This window comes from Streptomyces sp. NPDC096324 (genome assembly GCF_044763015.1).
Lineage (GTDB): Bacteria > Actinomycetota > Actinomycetes > Streptomycetales > Streptomycetaceae > Streptomyces.
Genome location: NZ_JBIWFK010000018.1, coordinates 51,790 through 69,841 on the forward strand (window position 1 = coordinate 51,790; position 18,052 = coordinate 69,841).

An 18,052-nucleotide genomic window follows, 5' to 3' on the forward strand; every position below is an offset into this window, starting at 1 on the left:
GGGGGCCTTTCACAAGGTCGGGTCCGGTCGTCGGACCGGGTGTGTACAGGTGTCAGTGGGCCGCTTTGAGCGGCAGCAGGGCGCTGATACGGAAACCTCCACCGGGGCGCGGCCCCGCGTCCAGGGTGCCGCCGACCATGCCGACGCGCTCCCTCATGCCGATCAGGCCGTGGCCCTGCCCGTCGGCGCCGCCCTCCTCGTACAGCTCGTGGGGGGCTCCCTTGCCGTCGTCCTCGACGAGCAGACCGAGTCCGTCGTCGAAGTAGACCAGACGCACGCTCGCGCCCGCGTTCGGGCCTCCGTGCTTGCGGGTGTTGGTCAGCGCCTCCTGGACGATGCGGTACGCCGTGAGCTCCACACCGCTGGGCAGGGGGCGCGGGGTGCCCTCCACCTTGAAGTCGACGGGGAGGCCCGAGGTGCGGCACTGCTCGATGAGGTCGTCGAGCTGCTCGACGTCGGGCTGCGGCACGTACTCGCCGACCTCCTGGTGCTCGCCGGTGCGCAGTACGCCGAGCAGCCGGCGCATCTCGGCGAGGGCCTGCCTGCCGGTCCCCGAGATGGTCTCCAGCGCCTTCCTGGCCTGCTCCGGCGCGGTGTCCATGACGTAGGCGGCGCCGTCGGCCTGAACCACCATCACCGAGACGTTGTGCGCGACGACGTCGTGCAGCTCGCGCGCGATCCGGGCGCGCTCGGCGGCGACCGCGACCTTGGCCTGTGCCTCGCGCTCCTTCTCCAGGCGGGCGGCCCGCTCCTCCAGTTGCGCGAGGTAGGCGCGGCGGGTGCGGATCGAGTCGCCGAGGACCCAGGCGAGGGCGAACGGAACGGTCTGGAAGATCGCTATGAAGACACCGCCCGGTCCGCTGGCCTCGTGCGCGGGCCAGCGGAGCTGCGCGAGCGTGCCCGCGCACAGGCCGCCGACCAGTGCGAGCCGGGAGGCCCAGCGGGCACCGTTCGCGGCGACGGTGTAGATGATCACCAGCATCGCGAAGTCCTCGGGCGCCGAGGGGACGTCCAGGACGAGCTGGGCGAGGCCCGCGGCCACGGCCAGGAGCAGCATCTTCTCGGGCATGCGGCGGCGCAGCGCGACGACCGCGCTCAGCGCGACGGCGATCGGGAGCGCCACGGCGGTCGACTGTGGCCCCTCCGCGGCGCCGTTGACATTGGTGATGCTCACCAGGGAGATCCCGAGCAGGGCGACGGCCCAGAAGCTGTCGACCCATGTCGGGTACCTGCGGAGAAGGTCATAGAGGCGCTGCACGTAACCCAGAGTAGGGAGGCGCGCGGTGTGCCCGGGTCAACCGGAGGACCGATCCGGGACCGCTCCTCGTACTCCCCAAGGTGGATGTCGCCCGCTCCGGGGCCACCGGGAAGCGGCCCTAGAGGCCCCGGGGTGTGGCCTAGCCTGACCCGGTGAACGGTCTGGCGGCGGGTGAGTGGCGCGGGTGGCGCGAGGCGACGGAGGAGGCCCTGTACGGGCCCCGGGGGTTCTATCGCCGGCCCGAGGGACCGGCGGGGCATTTCCGGACCTCGGTGCACGCCTCCCCGCTGTTCGCGGGTGCCGTGGCACGGCTGCTGTGCCGCCTCGACGCGGCGCTCGGCCACCCGGACCCGCTGGCCTTCGTGGACATGGCGGCCGGCCGCGGCGAGCTGGTGACCGGCGTCCTCGCCGCCCTCCCCGCCGAGGTGGCCGGCCGTGTGCGCGCGTACGCCGTCGAGCGGGCGGACCGGCCGGAGGGCCTCGACCGGCGGATCTCCTGGCTCGACGAGCCGCCGCGGGGGATCACCGGGCTGCTGTTCGCCAACGAGTGGCTGGACAACGTGCCCGTGGACGTCGCCGAGGCCGACCCGGACGGAGCGCCGCGGCGGGTCCTGGTCCGCGCCGACGGAACGGAACGCCTCGGAGAGCCGGTCACCGGGGAGGACGCCCGATGGCTGCGGACCTGGTGGTGGCCCGTTCCTGACGAGGGGCCCGCCACGGGAGCGGAACAGGACCCCGAACGCGTACAGGAAGCACCCCGCCCACCGGGGGCGGGCGTGGCTCGCGGGGCGCCCTCGGCTCCCGGCGGGGGCGCGCGTGCCGAGATCGGGCTCCCCCGGGATCTCGCCTGGGCCTCCGCCGTGGCCGCGCTCGACCGGGGACTCGCCATCGCCGTCGACTACGGACACCTCGCGGGCGGACGGCCGCCCTTCGGGACCCTCACCGGCTTCCGGGAGGGACGCGAGACGACACCGGTGCCGGACGGCTCGTGCGACATCACCGCGCATGTGGCGCTCGACGCGTGCGCGCTGCCCGGAGGCCGCGTGGTGACCCAGCGCGCGGCGCTGCGCGCGCTGGGTGTGAGCGGCGCCCGCCCCCCGCTCGCCCTCGCGTCGACGGACCCCGCCGCCTATGTGCGCGCCCTCGCCGGTGCCGGGCAGGCGGCGGAACTCACCGCGCCGGGCGGACTGGGCGGCTTCGGCTGGCTGCTCCAGCCCGTCGGCTTCCCCGGCGGGCTCCGGGACTCCCCCGACGCCGTGCTGCGCGAGGCCCTACTTGTCGATGTCCCCGACCACGAAGAACAGTGACCCGAGGATCGCCACCATGTCGGCGACGAGCGTCCCGGGCAGCAGTTCGGTGAGCGCCTGGATGTTGTTGAAGGACGCGGAGCGCAGCTTCAGCCGGTACGGGGTCTTCTCGCCCTTGCTGACGAGGTAGTAGCCGTTGATGCCGAGCGGGTTCTCGGTCCAGGCGTACGTGTGCCCCTCGGGCGCCTTCAGGACCTTCGGCAGGCGCTGGTTGACGGGCCCGGGCGGCAGCTCGGCGAGCCGGTCCAGACAGGCGTCCGCGAGGTCCAGGGAGTTGTGCGTCTGCTCCAGGAGGCACTCGAAGCGGGCCAGGCAGTCGCCCTCCTCGCGCGTGACGACCTTCAGGGTGTCCTGGAGCTCCCCGTAGGCGAGGTAGGGCTCGTCGCGGCGCAGGTCGAAGTCGACGCCGGAGGCCCGCGCGATGGGGCCGCTCACCCCGTACGCGTGCACGGCCCCCGGAGCGAGCACGCCCACCCCGCGGGTACGTCCCCGGAAGATCTCGTTGCCGAGCACCAGGTCGTCGTACACGTCCATCCGCGCGCGCAGCGCGGCGACGGAGGCACGCGCGCGTGTGGTCCATCCGGCCGGAAGGTCCTCCTTGAGGCCGCCGACGCGGTTGAACATGTAGTGCATGCGTCCGCCGGAGACCTCCTCCATGACGTGCTGGAGCTCCTCGCGCTCCGTGAAGGCGTAGAAGATCGGGGTGATCCCGCCGAGCTCCAGGGGATAGGAGCCGAGGAACATCAGGTGGTTGAGGACCCGGTTGAGCTCCGCGAGCAGCGTGCGTGTCCACACCGCGCGCGCGGGGACCTCCATGCCGAGCATCCGCTCCACGGCGAGGACGACGCCCAGTTCGTTCGAGAAGGCCGACAGCCAGTCGTGGCGGTTGGCGAGCATGATGATCTGGCGGTAGTCGCGTGCCTCGAAGAGCTTCTCGGCGCCGCGGTGCATGTAGCCGATGACCGGCTCCGCGTGCTGGATCCGCTCACCGTCGAGTACGAGCCGCAGTCGCAGCACGCCATGGGTCGCGGGGTGCTGGGGGCCGATGTTGAGCACCATGTCGGTGCTCTCGGCAGCTCCGCCGATGCCGACCATGGTCTCCGTCGTGGGAGTCATGGCCACAGTCTCTCGTACGTACGCTTGCCGCATGGAGACGGGGAGCGCGCGGATCGAGGAGAGCGTCCCGGGGGAGCCGGTCTGGACCGGACTGCCCCCGGGGCTGCTGCGTATGCGACGACTGTTGCTGGTGGTGTGGCTGGGGCTCCTGACGATCGCCGTCGGACTGCTCCTCGCCCTGTTCGCGGGTCCGGGCTGGGCTGCCTTCGCCCTGCTGCCGCTCGCCCTCATCGCGTGGGGCTGGCGCGTGCTGGGGCGCAACTGGCGCTCCTGGCGGTACGCGGAGCGCGCGGACGACCTGCTGATCAGCCGGGGCGTGCTGTGGCGCGAGGAGACCGTGGTGCCGTACGGGCGCATGCAGCTCGTCGAGGTGACCTCCGGGCCGCTGGAACGTCACTTCGGGCTCGCCAGTGTGCAGCTCCACACGGCCGCCGCGGCCACCGACGCGTGCATCCCGGGTCTCGACCCGGCCGAGGCCGAGCGGTTGCGGGACCGGCTGACCGAACTGGGCGAGGCACGATCGGCGGGCCTGTGAGCACGGCCTCCCCGGACTCCTCGGGGCCCCCGTCCGCCGCGTCCGGCGCCCTCCCCGGCACACCGGCCGTGCCGGGCGACGGCGCGTCCGTGGCGGAGGAGAAGCCGCTGTCCGAGCGGCGGCTGCATCCCGTGACGCCGTTCCGGCGGGCCTGGGCCCCGGTCGCGGTCCTCGCCGGCTGGGCCGTCCACGACCCGGGCCAGGCGCAGGAGCAGATCTCCCGGCTCACGACGACCGCGCTGCTCCTGGGGCTCGTGGTGATCGTGCCGGGTGCCGCTCTCTACGGCTTCCTGAGCTGGTGGTTCACCCACTTCGCGGTGACCGACACCGAACTGCGCATCCGTACCGGCCTGTTGTTCCGCCGCACCGCGCACATCCGGCTCGAACGCCTCCAGGCCGTCGACATCACGCAGCCGCTGCTGGCCCGCGTCGCGGGCGTCGCCAAGCTCAAGCTCGATGTCGTCGGCGCCGACCAGAAGGACGAGCTGGCCTATCTGGGCGAGGGCGAGGCCCGGCGGCTGCGTGCCGAACTCCTCGCCCGCGCGGCCGGGTTCGCGCCCGAGTCCGCCCACGAGGTCGGCGAGGCGCCGGTCCGGCCGCTGCTGCACGTCCCGCCCGCCGTCCTCGCCGCCTCGTTGCTGCTCACCGGCGCCACCTGGGCGTCCCTGGTCGCCGCGCTCGCCGTGCCGACGCTGCTGTGGTTCGCCACGCACAGCGCCTGGACGGTCCTCGCGACCGGACTGCCCCTGCTCGGCGCGGCGGGCGCGAGAAGCGTCGGACGGTTCGTCGGCGAGTACGACTGGACGGTGGGCGAATCGCCCGACGGCCTGCGCATCGACCACGGGCTCCTGGACCGTACGCACGAGACGGTGCCGCCCGGACGCGTGCAGACCGTGCGGATCGTCGAACCCCTGCTGTGGCGCGGCCGGTGGGTGCGTGTCGAGCTGGACGTGGCCGGGTCGTCGAACTCGGTCCTCGTGCCCGTCGCTCCGCGCGAGGTCGCCGAGGCCGTGATCGCCGCCGTGCTGCCCGGGGTGACCGTTCCCGCGTCCCTGGACCGGGCGCCGCGGCGGGCCGGCTGGTGCGTGCCGTTCTGGTGGCGCGGGTACGGACTCGCCGTCACCGGCACCGTGTTCGCCGCGCGCCGCGGGCTGTTGCGGCGCAGCCTCCACCTCGTCCCGCACGCCAAGGTGCAGAGCGTCCGGCTGACGCAGGGGCCCTGGGAGCGCTTCAAGGGGCTCGCCGACGTCCACATCGACGCCGGCGCCGGCAGGACGGTGACGGCGCGGCTGCGGGACGCCGAGGAGGCTGCGGCCCTCCTCCAGGCGCAGGCGGACCGGTCCCGCACGGGGCGCCGGGAGGCCCGGCCGGACCGCTGGATGGCCTGAGGCCCCGAGCCGAGGGGTGGAGACGGGTGAGGGCAGTGGCACGAAGCCACTGCCCTCACCCGGTTGCGCCTGCTCGGCCTCGGTCACTCACGCCTGTCCGGCGGCCCCGCGGCCCCACGGATCAGGAGGCCGCGCTCCGCAGCCCCGTTATGTCGATGTGCTCGGTCTCGTCGTGCTCGGTCAGGTCGATGACCTGGCGGTCGGCACCCTCCGAAGCCTCGCCCTCGGGTCCGGCCCCGGACTCGCCGGCCTCGGCCTCGTGCGCGGCGAGCGCCTCCTGACCGACCACGTCGGCGAGGTCCTCGTTCTGCACGGCCTCCACGGCGGCGGCGTCGGACTCCTCCTTCTGCGTACCGAAGAAGTCGAACCCGCCCTCGACGGAGGGGCGGCGCACCGGCGCGGACTGCGGGACGACGGCCACCGCGGTCGGCACGGTGAAGTGCCCCGAGCGCTGGGCGGACTTGGCGGGCGGCAGGGCCGCGCGCGCCGGAGGCGCCGCCACGGCCCGGCGGGCCCGCTCGGGCGCGGTGGGCGACGGTTCGGCGTCGGCGGCCGCGCGCTGGTGCTCGCGGGCCGCCTCGGGCTTCCCCTGCGCCCCACCCGCCTCCGCGACGGAGTCCGCGGACGGACCCGTCCCGGTGGCCGGAGCGCTCTTGGGGGCGGCCTCGCCGTTCGCCGCCGTGTCCCGCTCGGCCACCCGGTCCCTGGTGGCGACCAGGTCCTTCGTGGCGGCCGCGCCCTTCTGCAGCGCCGCGCGCTGCCTCGCCGCCGCGTCCCGCTTGACGGCCGCGTCCAGCGCGGACCCGCCCGGAGCGGGCACGTCGTTCAGGGACCTGGCGGTCGCGGAGCGGGTCTCGGGGGCCTCGGCCGAGGCGGTGCCGGGGGCGGCGGTTCCACGGTCCGCGTCCGGCAGCGCGAGCGCCACGGACGTCGATGCCGTCCCGGCCCCGGCGCGCTCCGCGTCCGGGGCGTCGCCCGCTATCCGGTTCGACACCGCTCCGGCCCGCAGGAAGAGCGACGACCCGGCCGGGGAGAAGGCCTCGGGGGACTCGTCGGTCCCGGCACCGGCCTCCGCCTTCGCGTCCTCGTCCTCGTCGTCCTCCGCCTCGAAGACCGAGTCGTCGTCGGGCGCCATGAAGGCCTCGATGGCGTCCGACCCGCTCACGGACGCGGACACCCCGCCCCCGGAACCCTCGGACGGTGCCGTCTCCTCGGACGCCTCGGACGGCGCCGGGCCCTCGGACGCGTCCGGCTCCCCGGACGTCTCGACCGCCTCGGCCGTCCCCGTCGTGTCCTGCTCGTCCACCGTTCCGGAGGAGTCCTGGGAGTCCGGCGTGCCGGAGGAGTCCTGGGTCTCGGTCCCGTCCGGGGCCGTCCGCGCGGCCGGCAGGGCGCGGGCCGGCACCGAAGCCTCTATGGCGAGCTGCCGGCGCCCCTCCAGGGCGGTGGCCCGCTCCGTCTCGGCCGTGGCGTACCGCCGCAGCAGCGCCGCGTGCTCGTTGCGCAGGCCGGCCAGCTCGGTGCGCTTGGCGCGCAGCTTCTGCTCCAGCTTGGCGCGCAGTTCGCGCGACTCGTCGAGGTCCGTCTCCAGTTCGGCGACGCGTTCCTCGTGACGCCACTCGTCGCTCGCCCGCGCGCGCGTGAGGTCGGCGACACGTTTGCCCGCCGCGCTGTCCCAGCGGCGCAGGACGACCGCGCTGACGACCGCCGTCGCCGCGGCACCCGCGGCCAGGACACGGAGCGCGAACGCGTCCGTGAACAGCCAGGGTCCTATGGCGCAGACGAGCGACACACCGGCGATCGCCGAAGAAGGCAGCACCCTGTGCAAGGGCGGGGAATGGCGGTGGCGTCCACGTGGCATGGCCAGAAACTTACCGCGCGTAGGCGAATCTTGGTGCCCCGCCCGGTAAAAACCCAGTGTCCCCGGAAGCTTTGTCCTGTACCAGGCACCTACAGGGCACACCGCTTGTCCCGCAAAGCCCGTCCCGCCCCCCGATCGCACCGGCTCCACGATCAATTCCGCGGGCTCCGAACAGTTCCCGCGTCGTCATCGCCGAGGTGCGGCATTCCTCCGGGGAACGGCATTTCCCGGTGCCGGACAAACCCCATTCGTCCGCGGCGCACGAGGACGTGTCCCGGCCCGGCCCCGCAGGGCTCAGCGGTCGCTCAGGCGTCCGCTGAGCCACTGGAGGGCAGCCGGAATCTCCCGCCGCCAGGTGTTGAAGTTGTGGCCGCCGCTGTCGAGGATGATCGACGAGATCCGGGTGGACTTCCTGGATTTCACGAGGTCTATGAAGTCGAGCGTGGCCTTGTAGTTGGATTCGCCCGCCTTGCTGCTCGTGACGAGGAGCGAGGTGTCAGGTGCGGGCCTGTTCTTCAGGTACCAGCGCAGATCGGCGCTGTCGCGCAGGGTCTTGTCGCCCTGGAAGAGGTCGCCCGTCGTCCGGTCGATCGGCGCCTTGTAGTACGGCGACAGGCCGACGCCCGCCGCGTACACCCCGGGGTGGTGGACGGCGAGTTTCAGCGCGCAGTACCCGCCCGTCGAGTCGCCGATGATGCCCCAGCTCCGGGGATTTCCGCCCACGCGGTAATGCGCCGACACCGCCTCGGGCAGGTCCTCGGCGAAGAAGGACTCGGTCTGCGGACCGCCGGGGATGTCCACGCACTCGGTGTCCCGCGGCGGAGCGACGGTCGGCCGCAGCATCACCAGGATCATCGGCTGGCTCCTGCCCTCCTTGACCAAACGATTCGCCGTCTGCGGGAAGTGCAGCGCCCTGATGAGCGCCTTGGCCGTGCCGGGATAGCCCGTCAGCACGGTGACCGCCGGGAACGTACGGGTGCGGTACCTCGGCTGGAAGTACTCGGGCGGCAGATAGACGTAGGCCGGTGTGGCGATCCGGGTCGTACGGCCGACGATGTCGATCTTCTGGATCTGACCGCCGGTCTGCGGCCGCCCGCCGCCCGAGACGGAGACCTGCTCGGTGTCCACGACCTGGAGGGGGCCGCCGCCCGGCCCGTTCGCGCCGTCGTGGTCGACGACCACACCCTCGCCCCTCTCCCGGCCGAGGAGATCCGCCCAGCTCGCGTAGAACCCGAACGCCTGGTTGGCGCACAGCCCGATGGAGGCGAACAGCATCACCTGGGTGGCCAGCAACAGCCCGACACGCCCGCTGACGGACCGCCAGGTACGCCTGGAGAAGCGGGGCCACCACCACACCGTGCCGACGAAAAGCAGTACGGCGAGCAGAACCGCCAATGCCAGCATCTTGTTGCTCGTGAGACCCATGGGGTGCACCGCCTGCGCTTTCCGTCCGGGTCCGTCCCACCCATTGGCGAGGCCTTGCCCTGGACTTTCCTTGCCTTTTGAACCGGCTTTCCGGAAGGGAGTGAACCTGTCTCCCCAAGACACCGTCCTAGAGGGCGCAATGTCGCCGGATGCCGGAATGGCACCGGATTCAAGGTCTCTCGCGGAACCACGGGATGCGATGTCTGTCAGGGTAGATGGGGAATTGTCGGGTGGGGTTCCGGGCCGGACAGGCCGGACTCGGCGCGTACTGCGCGGTCCGAGCCCGGAGGTGGTCCCCGCCCTGATCGCCAGGGCCTGCACACTCGTAGGACTCCTGGACGTCGCCGCGGGCGTCTTCCCGCGCTTCCGTCACAGCCGTATGCACGCCCTGGCCGAGGTGCTGCCCGGCGCGTTCGGGCCCTTCGCCGCGGCGCTGTCGCTCAGCGCCGGCGTGCTCCTGCTGCTGCTCGCCCACGGGCTGCGGCGCCGCAAGCGCCGGGCATGGCGCGCCGCGGTGCTGCTGCTGCCCGCGGGCGCCGCCGCCCAGTTCGCGTACCGCCACTCGGTGATCGGCGTCGTCATCTCGGCCGCGCTGCTCCTGCCGCTGCTGCGCCACCGCGACGAGTTCGCCGCGCTGCCCGATCCACGCAGCCGCTGGCGCGCGCTCGCCAACTTCGTTCTCATGGGCGCCGGTTCCCTCGTCCTCGGACTCGTCATCGTCAGCGTCCACGAGGACCGCATGATCGGCGACCCGAGCCTGGCCGACCGCATCAGTCACGTCCTGTACGGCCTGGTCGGCTTCGAGGGCCCCGTCGACTACGCGGGACCCACCTCCTGGACCGTCGCGTTCTCCCTCGGCGCGCTCGGCTGGCTCACCGCCGTCACCACCGTCTACCTCGCCTTCCGCCCCGAACACCCCGCCGCCCGCCTCACGGAGGACGACGAGGCCCGGCTGCGCGTCCTCCTGGACAAGCACGGCGGCCGCGACTCCCTCGGCCACTTCGCGCTCCGCCGCGACAAGGCGGTCGTCTTCTCGCCCAGCGGCAAGGCGGCGGTCACCTACCGGGTCGTCTCCGGGGTGATGCTCGCCAGCGGAGACCCCATCGGCGACGTGGAGGCCTGGCCCGGCGCGATCGAGCGCTTCATGGACGAGGCCAGGGCGCACTCCTGGACGCCCGCCGTCATGGGCTGCTCCGAGACGGGCGGCGAGGTGTGGACGCGTGAGACCGGCCTCGACGCCCTCGAACTCGGGGACGAGGCGGTGGTGGACGTCGCGGATTTCTCCCTGTCCGGGCGCGCGATGCGAAACGTGCGCCAGATGGTCAAGCGCATCGAACGCGCCGGCTACGAGACCCGGGTACGGCGCATCCGTGACCTCGGCGAAGGCGAGCTGGAGCGGATACGGCGCGCGGCGGAGGACTGGCGCGGCACCGACACCGAACGCGGCTTCTCCATGGCGCTCGGCCGTATCGGTGACCCGTCCGACGGCGACTGTCTGATCGCCACGGCGCACAAGGCCGACGATCCGCCCGGCCCGTACGGCGACCTGAAGGCGGTCCTGCACTTCGTGCCGTGGGGCGCGGACGGCGTATCGCTCGACCTCATGCGCCGCGACCGCGCCGCCGACCCCGGCATGAACGAACTCCTCATCGTGGCGGCGCTCCAGGCCGCGCCCCGGCTCGGCATCGACCGGATCTCGCTCAACTTCGCGATGTTCCGCTCGGCGCTCGCGCGCGGTGAGAAGATCGGCGCGGGACCGGTGCTGCGCGCCTGGCGCGGACTGCTCGTGTTCCTGTCGCGCTGGTTCCAGATCGAGTCGCTGTACAAGTTCAACGCCAAGTTCCGCCCGCGCTGGGAGCCGCGCTTCGTGGTCTACGCCGCCTCCCGCGACCTCCCCCGCATCGGCTTCGCCGCCATGCAGGCCGAGGGCTTCGTGAACCTCGCCCTGCCCCGGATCCTGCGCCGCCGCGCACCGGCCCCGCGGCCCTGCGCCCACGCGGTACCGGAACGGGGTGTCAGGGCGGTGTAGCCGGCGGCGGGGGGACAGAGCACGTGCGGGGCGATGACGCCTCCGCCGGGAGGCCTAGGCTGGACGTATGAGTATTGAGCGCGGGCGCGGCCGAGTCGCGGGACTGCCGACGTGGGACCGCTGCGCGGTCATGGGGGTCGTGAACGTCACCCCCGATTCCTTCTCCGACGGCGGCCGCTGGTTCGACACGACGGCCGCGGTCAAACACGGTCTCGGCCTGGTCGCCGAGGGCGCCGACCTCGTGGACGTGGGCGGCGAGTCCACCCGCCCCGGCGCCACACGCGTGGACGAGGCCGAGGAGCTCAAGCGGGTCATCCCCGTCGTCCGCGGCCTCGCCTCCGAGGGCGTCACCGTCTCCGTGGACACGATGCGCGCCTCCGTCGCCGAGCAGTCGCTCGCCGCGGGCGCCGCCCTCGTCAACGACGTCAGCGGCGGCCTCGCCGACCCCGCGATGATCCCGGCGGTGGCGGCTGCGGGCGCCCCCTTCGTGGTCATGCACTGGCGCGGCTTCCTGGCCGGCGGGAACGTCCAGGGGGCGTACGAGAACGTCGTCACCGAAGTCCTCGACGAGCTCCACGCGCGCGTGGAGGCCGTCCTGGCGGGCGGCATCGCCCCCGACCGTGTCGTCGTCGACCCCGGGCTCGGCTTCTCGAAGGACCCCGAGCACGACCTGGCCCTCCTGGCCCACCTCGACCGCCTCCGCGCGCTCGGCCACCCCCTGCTGGTCGCCGCCTCCCGCAAGCGTTTCCTCGGCCGGGTCCTGGCCGGCCCCGAGGGCGCCCCGCCGCCCGCGCGCGAGCGCGACGCCGCCACCGCCGCCGTCTCGGCGATAGCCGCCCAGCAGGGCGCGTGGGCGGTCCGTGTGCACGAGGTACGGGCCACGGCCGACGCCGTACGGGTCGCCCGCGCCGTCGAGGGCGCGCGGACCGGCGGGGTCACGGACACCGCGGGCGGTCCGGCCGCAGAGGGAGCCCGGTGAGCACACCGCGTACCGACGTCGAGCAGGTCGAACTCGCCAACACGGCGTACTACGAGGCGATGGAACGGGGTGACTTCGAGGAACTGACCTCGCTGTGGCTGGCCCCGCTGGACACGTCCGACGACGACTTCGAGGGCGAGGGCGCCGTCGTGTCCTGCGTCCACCCCGGCTGGCCCGTCCTGAACGGCCGCGGCGAGGTGCTCCGCTCGTACGCGCTGATCATGGCGAACACGGAGTACATCCAGTTCTTCCTCACCGATGTCCGCGTGTCCGTGTCCGGCGACACGGCCCTGGTGACCTGTACCGAGAACATCCTGAGCGGCGGTCCCGCACCCGACGACGGCGAGGAGCTCGGCCCGCTCGTGGGCCAGCTCGTCGTCGCCACGAACGTGTTCCGCCGTACGGCCGACGGCTGGAAGCTCTGGTCCCACCACGCCTCCCCCGTGCTGGCCGAGTCCGGTGAGGAAGAGGACGAGGACACCGCCGGTTGAGTGGGACAAGGCCCTCGGGGGCGGGAAGGTGATTGGAATCCCCGGTCCGGGGTAGGGGCGGCTACCAACCCGTGAGCCGCCGCGTTCCCCAGGGGAAACACCCGGTGAAGCCTCGTGGCCTTCACCGGGACGCCCGTCCCCGTGGGCGGGCGTTGTCAGTGCCCGCAGGTAGATTCGTTCGAGGCCGGTGTGCCGACCGCGTTCGGCGTACGACGGCCCTCACCGACAATTGCAGGAGTGATTCGCGTGGATCGTGTCGCGCTGCGCGGCCTCAAGGCCCGCGGGCACCACGGCGTCTTCGAGAAGGAACGCGAGGAGGGCCAGACCTTCATCGTGGACCTGACGCTCGGCCTGGACACCCGCCCGGCCGCGGCCGACGACGACCTGGCGAAGACCGTGCACTACGGCATCGTGGCGGAGGAGGTCGTCGCCGTCGTCGAGGGCGATCCGGTCGACCTCATCGAGACACTCGCCGCGCGCATCGCCCAGACCTGTCTCAAGCACGAAGGCGTCCAGGAGGTCGAGGTCTGCGTCCACAAACCGGACGCGCCCATCACGGTGCCCTTCGACGACGTGACCGTCACGATCATCCGGAGCCGAGTATGACCGCGTCCTTCACCGAGGGTCAGAGCGACCCGACCGTCCAGCCGGTGCCCGCCTCCGTGGTCGAACGGGTCGACGCCGCAGACACGACACTGAGCAACCCCAAACGCGCGGTGATCTCCCTCGGCTCGAACCTGGGCAACCGCCTGGAGAACCTCCAGGGCGCCGTCGACGCCCTGGAGGACACCCCGGGCGTCCGCGTCAAAGCGGTCTCCCCCGTCTACGAGACGGAGCCGTGGGGCGTCGAACCGGGCAGCCAGCCCTCGTACTACAACGCGGTCGTGGTGCTCAGGACCACCCTCCCGCCGTCCTCGCTCCTGGAGCGGGCGCACGCCGTCGAGGAGGCCTTCCACCGCGTACGGGACGAGCGCTGGGGCCCGCGCACCATCGACGTGGACATCGTGGCGTACGCCGATGTCGTCTCCGACGACCCGGTCCTGACCCTCCCTCACCCGCGCGCGCACGAGCGGGCCTTCGTCCTCGCCCCCTGGCACGACGTGGATCCCGAGGCGCAGCTCCCCGGCCACGGCGCCGTCGCCGGGCTCCTCGACGCCCTCACCCGGGACGGTGTCGCGGCCCGCGCCGACCTGGAACTCCGGCTGCCCGAGTAGTCGTTAAGGTCAAGACGACCACTGGCCGGCCCGACACGGGCCCCGGCCGCAGGCGGCTATCGAAGGGGCAACGTGAAAGAGCTGCGGATCAGGACACTGGCTGCCGTGTTCGTGGTCGCCGGAGTGCTGTCCTGGGCGGGCGCCCGCCTGTGGAACGCGGTGGGCACACTGCCCCGGGTCCCGCTGGCCGCCCCCATCGTCCTCGCCCTGATCGCGATCGTCCTCCTCGCGACGGCCCTGTCGCTGCGCTCCCGCCTCAAGGCCCAGCGCGAGCGCCGCCCCGGCGCCAAGGGCGTCGATCCGCTGATGGCCGCCCGCGCGGTCGTCTTCGGCCAGGCGAGCGCCCTGGTGGCCGCCCTGGTGGCGGGCATGTACGGCGGCACCGGCGTGTTCCTCCTGGAATCCCTGGAGGTCCCCGCCCGCCGCGACCAGGCCATCTACGCCGGCTTCTCCGTCCTCGCCGGAATCGGCGTGATAGCGGCCGCCTTCTTCCTGGAGCGCGTCTGCAAGCTCCCGGAGGACGACGACGAACACCACGGCGGCGCGGCCCCGGTGGCATAGGAGCTCATCACCACGGCTGCCGTGCAAGATGCCCGTTGACCAGGAAGCCGTCGTAGGGCTCGAGCCGGAACGCGTAGAGGGTGTAGGGCTTGCTGCCCGCCTCCCGCTGTCTCACCTCATGAATCTGGACCCATGAGGTCTCCTTGAGCTGCACCGGGTGTTGCTCGGCCGTGAATGTGCCTCGCTTCTCCCAGCTGTCGACCACAACCAAGTGGGACGCCAGGCCATCGAGGCGCGGAGTGAATCTCGCGCCGATGATCTCGGACAGTTCCCTGAGGAACGAGGCGTTCGAACTGACAAGCAGGCGTCCGGACCACGTCTTGCTGCGATATCCGTCGCCGTCCGTGTAGCCGTCCAGAAAACCGTCGAAGGTCGCTCGGTCCCGCAACACCACGCGGGGGAAGCGTTGGCGCATGTGGTGGGCGTCTCCGCCCACGTACTGGCGCATCAGGTCAGCCAGATAGGACGAGACGACCCGGACACGGAAGCCCGGCACATCGCGACGCAGGTATCCGGACGGACGGGTGACAGGTTCGAGCCGTGCTCCGAGACCGGTGGCACCGGTCAGGCAGTGTGCATAGCGCCCGGCGAAGGCCTTGTCGTTGACCACGAGCGAGACATAGTTGGCGCCGACCGTTCCGTCCGAACACGTCGCACCCATCAGATAGCCGAACTCGTAGCCCGGCTTGATGGTCAGCCGTTCCCGGCACAGCTTCCTGGCATGTGTCCAGGCGACGACCGTGCCTTCGGCGTCCCTTGCGTGAACCCAGCCGTCCGGTGTACCGAGCAACTGATCTGGCGCGACCGTGAAGATCGAGTGATCAGTGACCACATCGACGACCTTGCGAACCTGGACGGTCGCCACTTCCGTGACGGTCGTCCGAACCGTGCGCTCCGCGTCCAGCGACCACAAGCGGGCTCCGGCTCGGACGTCACGCACGCGTACGCGACCGTCCAAGCCGTTCACCGTCTGCCTGCTGGGTAACCCGTATCCCATCCCGATCCCCCTTGATCAGCGAACGTCTTACTGATCAAGGGACGGTACAGGGCAGCACTGACAATAGGGTCAGCGCGCCAATATCAGGCTCATCGCCTCATGACGGGTCGTAGCGTCCCGAAGCTGGCCGCGCACCGCCGACGTCGTGGTCTTGGCCCCGGGCTTGCGAATGCCCCGGACGGACATGCACATGTGCTCGGCCTCGATGACCACGATCGCGCCGCGCGCCTCGAGGATCCGCATCAGCGAGTCGGCGATCTGAGTGGTGAGGCGCTCCTGCACCTGCGGCCGACGAGCGAACACGTCGACCAGGCGGGCAAGCTTCGACAGCCCGGTGATCTTGCCGCTTTCCGCCGGAATGTAGCCGACGTGGGCGACGCCGTGGAACGGCAGCAGGTGATGCTCGCACAGGCTGACGATTTCGATGTCCTTCACCAGGACCATCTCGTCGTGGCCCAGGTCGAACGTGGTGGTCAAGACATCCTCAGGAGCCTGCCTGAGCCCAGCGAGAAGCTCCTTGTACGCCCTCGCGACCCGCGCCGGGGTCTCCCGCAGGCCCTCTCGGTCCGGGTCCTCGCCGACCGCGATCAGGAGCTCTCGTACGGCGTTCTCGGCGCGCTTCTCGTCGAACTCGCCGATCTCGCCCTCGCTGTCCAGCGTCACGGGGTCGGTCATCTGGTCCTCGTTCCTGTGGGGCCTGCGCGTGCCTCGACGCGTCCAAAAGGTGCGGGCACACGAAAATGCCGCGTCCCCCAGGCTAGAACCTGGGGGACGCGGCATCCATTCCGGGCCTGGTGAGGCCGCCCGGAGCCGAGCGGGTCAGCTTTCGGTGCGGTCCTCCGGGGCCGTCTCCGTGGCCGGGACGGACTCCGTCGCGGTGGCGATGGCCGCCGTCGAGCCGTTCGCCCCGTTCGTCAGTGACAGCTCCTTGGGGGAGAGCACCGGCGGGCGGGTGGACGGCGTACGACGGGAGGAGCCGGTCCACGCGGGGCGGGCCGGGCGCTTGACGATGGGAGCGAAGACCTCGGCGATCTGCTCCTTGCTCAGCGTCTCCTTCTCCAGCAGCTGGAGGACGAGCTGATCGAGCACGTCGCGGTTCTCGACCAGGATCTCCCAGGCCTCGTTGTGCGCGTTCTCGATGAGCTTCTTGACCTCTTCGTCGACGAGCGCGGCAACCTCTTCCGAGTAGTCGCGCGGGTGCGACATCTCCCGGCCCAGGAAGGGCTCGGTGTTGTCGCCGCCGAACTTGATCGCGCCGAGACGCTCGGTCATGCCGTACTGCGTGACCATCGCGCGAGCGGTGGCCGTGGCCTTCTCGATGTCGTTCGCGGCACCGGTGGTCGGGTCGTGGAAGACGAGCTCCTCCGCGGCGCGGCCGCCCAGCATGTACGCGAGCTGGTCCAGCATCTCGTTGCGGGTGGTGGAGTACTTGTCCTCGTCCGGCAGGACCATCGTGTAGCCGAGGGCACGGCCGCGCGACAGGATCGTGATCTTGTGGACCGGGTCGGAGTTCGGGGAAGCCGCCGCGACCAGGGCGTGTCCGCCCTCGTGGTACGCGGTGATCTTCTTCTCCTTGTCCGACATGATCCGGGTCCGCTTCTGCGGGCCCGCGACCACGCGGTCGATCGCCTCGTCCAGCATGCTGTTGTCGATCAGCTTCTGGTTGCTGCGCGCGGTGAGCAGCGCGGCTTCGTTCAGCACGTTCGCCAGGTCGGCACCGGTGAAGCCGGGGGTCCGGCGGGCCACGGCCGACAGGTCGACGTCCGGAGCGACCGGCTTGCCCTTCTGGTGAACCTTGAGGATCTCCAGACGGCCCTGCATGTCCGGGCGGTCGACCGCGATCTGGCGGTCGAAGCGGCCGGGGCGCAGGAGGGCCGGGTCGAGGATGTCGGGCCGGTTCGTGGCGGCGATCAGGATGACGCCGCCCTTCACGTCGAAGCCGTCCATCTCGACGAGGAGCTGGTTCAGCGTCTGCTCGCGCTCGTCGTGACCGCCACCGAGGCCGGCGCCGCGATGGCGGCCGACCGCGTCGATCTCGTCGACGAAGACGATCGCCGGAGCGTTCGCCTTGGCCTGCTCGAACAGGTCACGGACTCGGGAGGCACCGACACCGACGAACATCTCGACGAAGTCGGAACCCGAGATCGAGTAGAAGGGAACGCCCGCTTCGCCCGCGACGGCGCGTGCGAGGAGCGTCTTGCCCGTACCGGGAGGCCCGTAGAGCAGGACGCCCTTGGGGATCTTCGCGCCGACGGCCTGGAACTTCGCCGGCTCCTGGAGGAACTCCTTGATCTCCTGGAGCTCCTCGACGGCCTCGTCCGAACCCGCGACGTCCGAGAACGTCGTCTTCGGGGTGTCCTTGGTGATGAGCTTCGCCTTGGACTTCCCGAAGTTCATGACCCGGGAGCCGCCGCCCTGCATCTGGTTCATCAAGAACAGGAAGACGACGACGATGAGGACGAAGGGGAGCAGGGAGAGCAGGATCCCGACGAAGGCGTTCTGCTTGGTCGGCGAGACCGTGTAGCCGTCGGGGATCTGCTTGTTCTGGTACTTGTCCTGCAGGGTGTTGGCCAGGGCCACGCCCTGGTCGCCGATGTAGCTCGCCTGGATCTTCGAGCTGCCGTCAACCTTCTCGCCGTCCTTCAGCGAGACCTTGATGACCTGCTCGTCGCCAGTGGTGATCTTGGCTGACTCGACCTTGTTGTCATTGATCGCCTGGACGACCTGGCCAGTGTCCACCGTCTTGTAGCCGCCGGACGAACCGACGACCTGCATCAACACGACCACGGCAAGGACGGCCAGCACGATCCACATGACCGGCCCACGGAAGTATCGCTTCACGTCCATCCATACGGAGCGAAGTCGCCCCGTCCCTCCTGCCATAGTGAGTT

General features: G+C 71.5%; 16 protein-coding genes. 9 read left to right on the top strand and 7 right to left on the bottom strand.

Annotated features, from left to right (window positions below):
* Nucleotides 1-52 precede the first annotated feature (52 nt).
* Nucleotides 53-1,258, bottom strand: a complete 1,206-nt coding sequence (locus ACIQ7M_RS35500; RefSeq protein WP_386984889.1) for a sensor histidine kinase — start codon at nucleotides 1,256-1,258, stop codon at nucleotides 53-55.
* A 152-nt stretch (nucleotides 1,259-1,410) separates the two neighbouring features.
* On the opposite strand from ACIQ7M_RS35500, the gene ACIQ7M_RS35505 reads away from it, so the two are divergent.
* Nucleotides 1,411-2,565, top strand: coding sequence for an SAM-dependent methyltransferase (locus ACIQ7M_RS35505; protein ID WP_403651908.1), 1,155 nt, complete (start codon nucleotides 1,411-1,413; stop codon nucleotides 2,563-2,565).
* On the opposite strand, the gene ACIQ7M_RS35510 is transcribed toward ACIQ7M_RS35505, so the two are convergent.
* Nucleotides 2,530-3,681 carry an NADH-quinone oxidoreductase subunit D gene (locus ACIQ7M_RS35510; protein ID WP_389837635.1) on the bottom strand — a complete coding sequence of 384 codons (1,152 nt, stop codon included), beginning with the start codon at nucleotides 3,679-3,681 and terminating at the stop codon, nucleotides 2,530-2,532. The two genes, ACIQ7M_RS35505 and ACIQ7M_RS35510, sit on opposite strands and share 36 nt — an antisense overlap.
* Before the next feature lie 31 nt (nucleotides 3,682-3,712).
* On the opposite strand from ACIQ7M_RS35510, the gene ACIQ7M_RS35515 reads away from it, so the two are divergent.
* Nucleotides 3,713-4,216 carry a PH domain-containing protein gene (locus tag ACIQ7M_RS35515; protein ID WP_355770742.1) on the top strand — a complete coding sequence of 168 codons (504 nt, stop codon included), beginning with the start codon at nucleotides 3,713-3,715 and terminating at the stop codon, nucleotides 4,214-4,216.
* Between the two features lie 68 nt (nucleotides 4,217-4,284).
* Nucleotides 4,285-5,604 (top strand): PH domain-containing protein, encoded by a 1,320-nt coding sequence (locus ACIQ7M_RS35520; RefSeq protein ID WP_355770759.1) that lies wholly within the window; start codon nucleotides 4,285-4,287, stop codon nucleotides 5,602-5,604.
* Between the two features lie 121 nt (nucleotides 5,605-5,725).
* Here ACIQ7M_RS35520 and ACIQ7M_RS35525 read toward each other — a convergent pair whose 3' ends face one another.
* Nucleotides 5,726-7,465, bottom strand: a complete 1,740-nt coding sequence (locus ACIQ7M_RS35525) for a hypothetical protein (RefSeq protein WP_403651913.1) — start codon at nucleotides 7,463-7,465, stop codon at nucleotides 5,726-5,728.
* A gap of 294 nt (nucleotides 7,466-7,759) precedes the next feature.
* On the bottom strand, nucleotides 7,760-8,890 hold the full coding sequence (locus ACIQ7M_RS35530; protein ID WP_355770736.1) for an alpha/beta hydrolase-fold protein: 1,131 nt from the start codon (nucleotides 8,888-8,890) through the stop codon (nucleotides 7,760-7,762).
* Between the two features lie 199 nt (nucleotides 8,891-9,089).
* Here ACIQ7M_RS35530 and ACIQ7M_RS35535 point away from each other — a divergent pair, with 199 nt between their 5' ends.
* From ACIQ7M_RS35535 to ACIQ7M_RS35560, 6 genes are all read left to right on the top strand, one after another.
* Entirely contained in the window at nucleotides 9,090-10,919 is a 1,830-nt protein-coding gene (locus ACIQ7M_RS35535) for a phosphatidylglycerol lysyltransferase domain-containing protein (RefSeq protein WP_386989012.1), read from the top strand.
* A gap of 67 nt (nucleotides 10,920-10,986) precedes the next feature.
* A complete protein-coding gene (gene folP / locus ACIQ7M_RS35540) occupies nucleotides 10,987-11,898 on the top strand; it encodes a dihydropteroate synthase (protein WP_386989015.1) in 912 nt (303 codons plus the stop codon).
* Nucleotides 11,895-12,389 carry a nuclear transport factor 2 family protein gene (locus ACIQ7M_RS35545; RefSeq protein WP_384788964.1) on the top strand — a complete coding sequence of 165 codons (495 nt, stop codon included), beginning with the start codon at nucleotides 11,895-11,897 and terminating at the stop codon, nucleotides 12,387-12,389. Before folP ends, ACIQ7M_RS35545 begins: the two co-directional genes overlap by 4 nt.
* A 246-nt stretch (nucleotides 12,390-12,635) precedes the next feature.
* Complete coding sequence (gene folB, locus ACIQ7M_RS35550; RefSeq protein WP_355770724.1) at nucleotides 12,636-12,995, top strand: dihydroneopterin aldolase; 360 nt, start codon at nucleotides 12,636-12,638, stop codon at nucleotides 12,993-12,995.
* Complete coding sequence (folK, locus tag ACIQ7M_RS35555; protein WP_355770721.1) at nucleotides 12,992-13,603, top strand: 2-amino-4-hydroxy-6-hydroxymethyldihydropteridine diphosphokinase; 612 nt, start codon at nucleotides 12,992-12,994, stop codon at nucleotides 13,601-13,603. Before folB ends, folK begins: the two co-directional genes overlap by 4 nt.
* Before the next feature lie 72 nt (nucleotides 13,604-13,675).
* A complete protein-coding gene (locus ACIQ7M_RS35560) occupies nucleotides 13,676-14,164 on the top strand; it encodes a DUF3180 domain-containing protein (RefSeq protein WP_355770718.1) in 489 nt (162 codons plus the stop codon).
* A gap of 7 nt (nucleotides 14,165-14,171) precedes the next feature.
* Here ACIQ7M_RS35560 and ACIQ7M_RS35565 read toward each other — a convergent pair whose 3' ends face one another.
* From ACIQ7M_RS35565 to ftsH, 3 genes are all read right to left on the bottom strand, one after another.
* A complete protein-coding gene (locus ACIQ7M_RS35565) occupies nucleotides 14,172-15,029 on the bottom strand; it encodes a hypothetical protein (RefSeq protein WP_403651920.1) in 858 nt (285 codons plus the stop codon).
* Between the two features lie 201 nt (nucleotides 15,030-15,230).
* Nucleotides 15,231-15,836 (bottom strand): GTP cyclohydrolase I FolE, encoded by a 606-nt coding sequence (folE, locus tag ACIQ7M_RS35570; protein WP_403651923.1) that lies wholly within the window; start codon nucleotides 15,834-15,836, stop codon nucleotides 15,231-15,233.
* 144 nt (nucleotides 15,837-15,980) lie between these two features.
* Nucleotides 15,981-18,008 (bottom strand): ATP-dependent zinc metalloprotease FtsH, encoded by a 2,028-nt coding sequence (gene ftsH, locus ACIQ7M_RS35575; protein WP_355766526.1) that lies wholly within the window; start codon nucleotides 18,006-18,008, stop codon nucleotides 15,981-15,983.
* Between the last annotated feature and the right edge of the window lie 44 nt (nucleotides 18,009-18,052).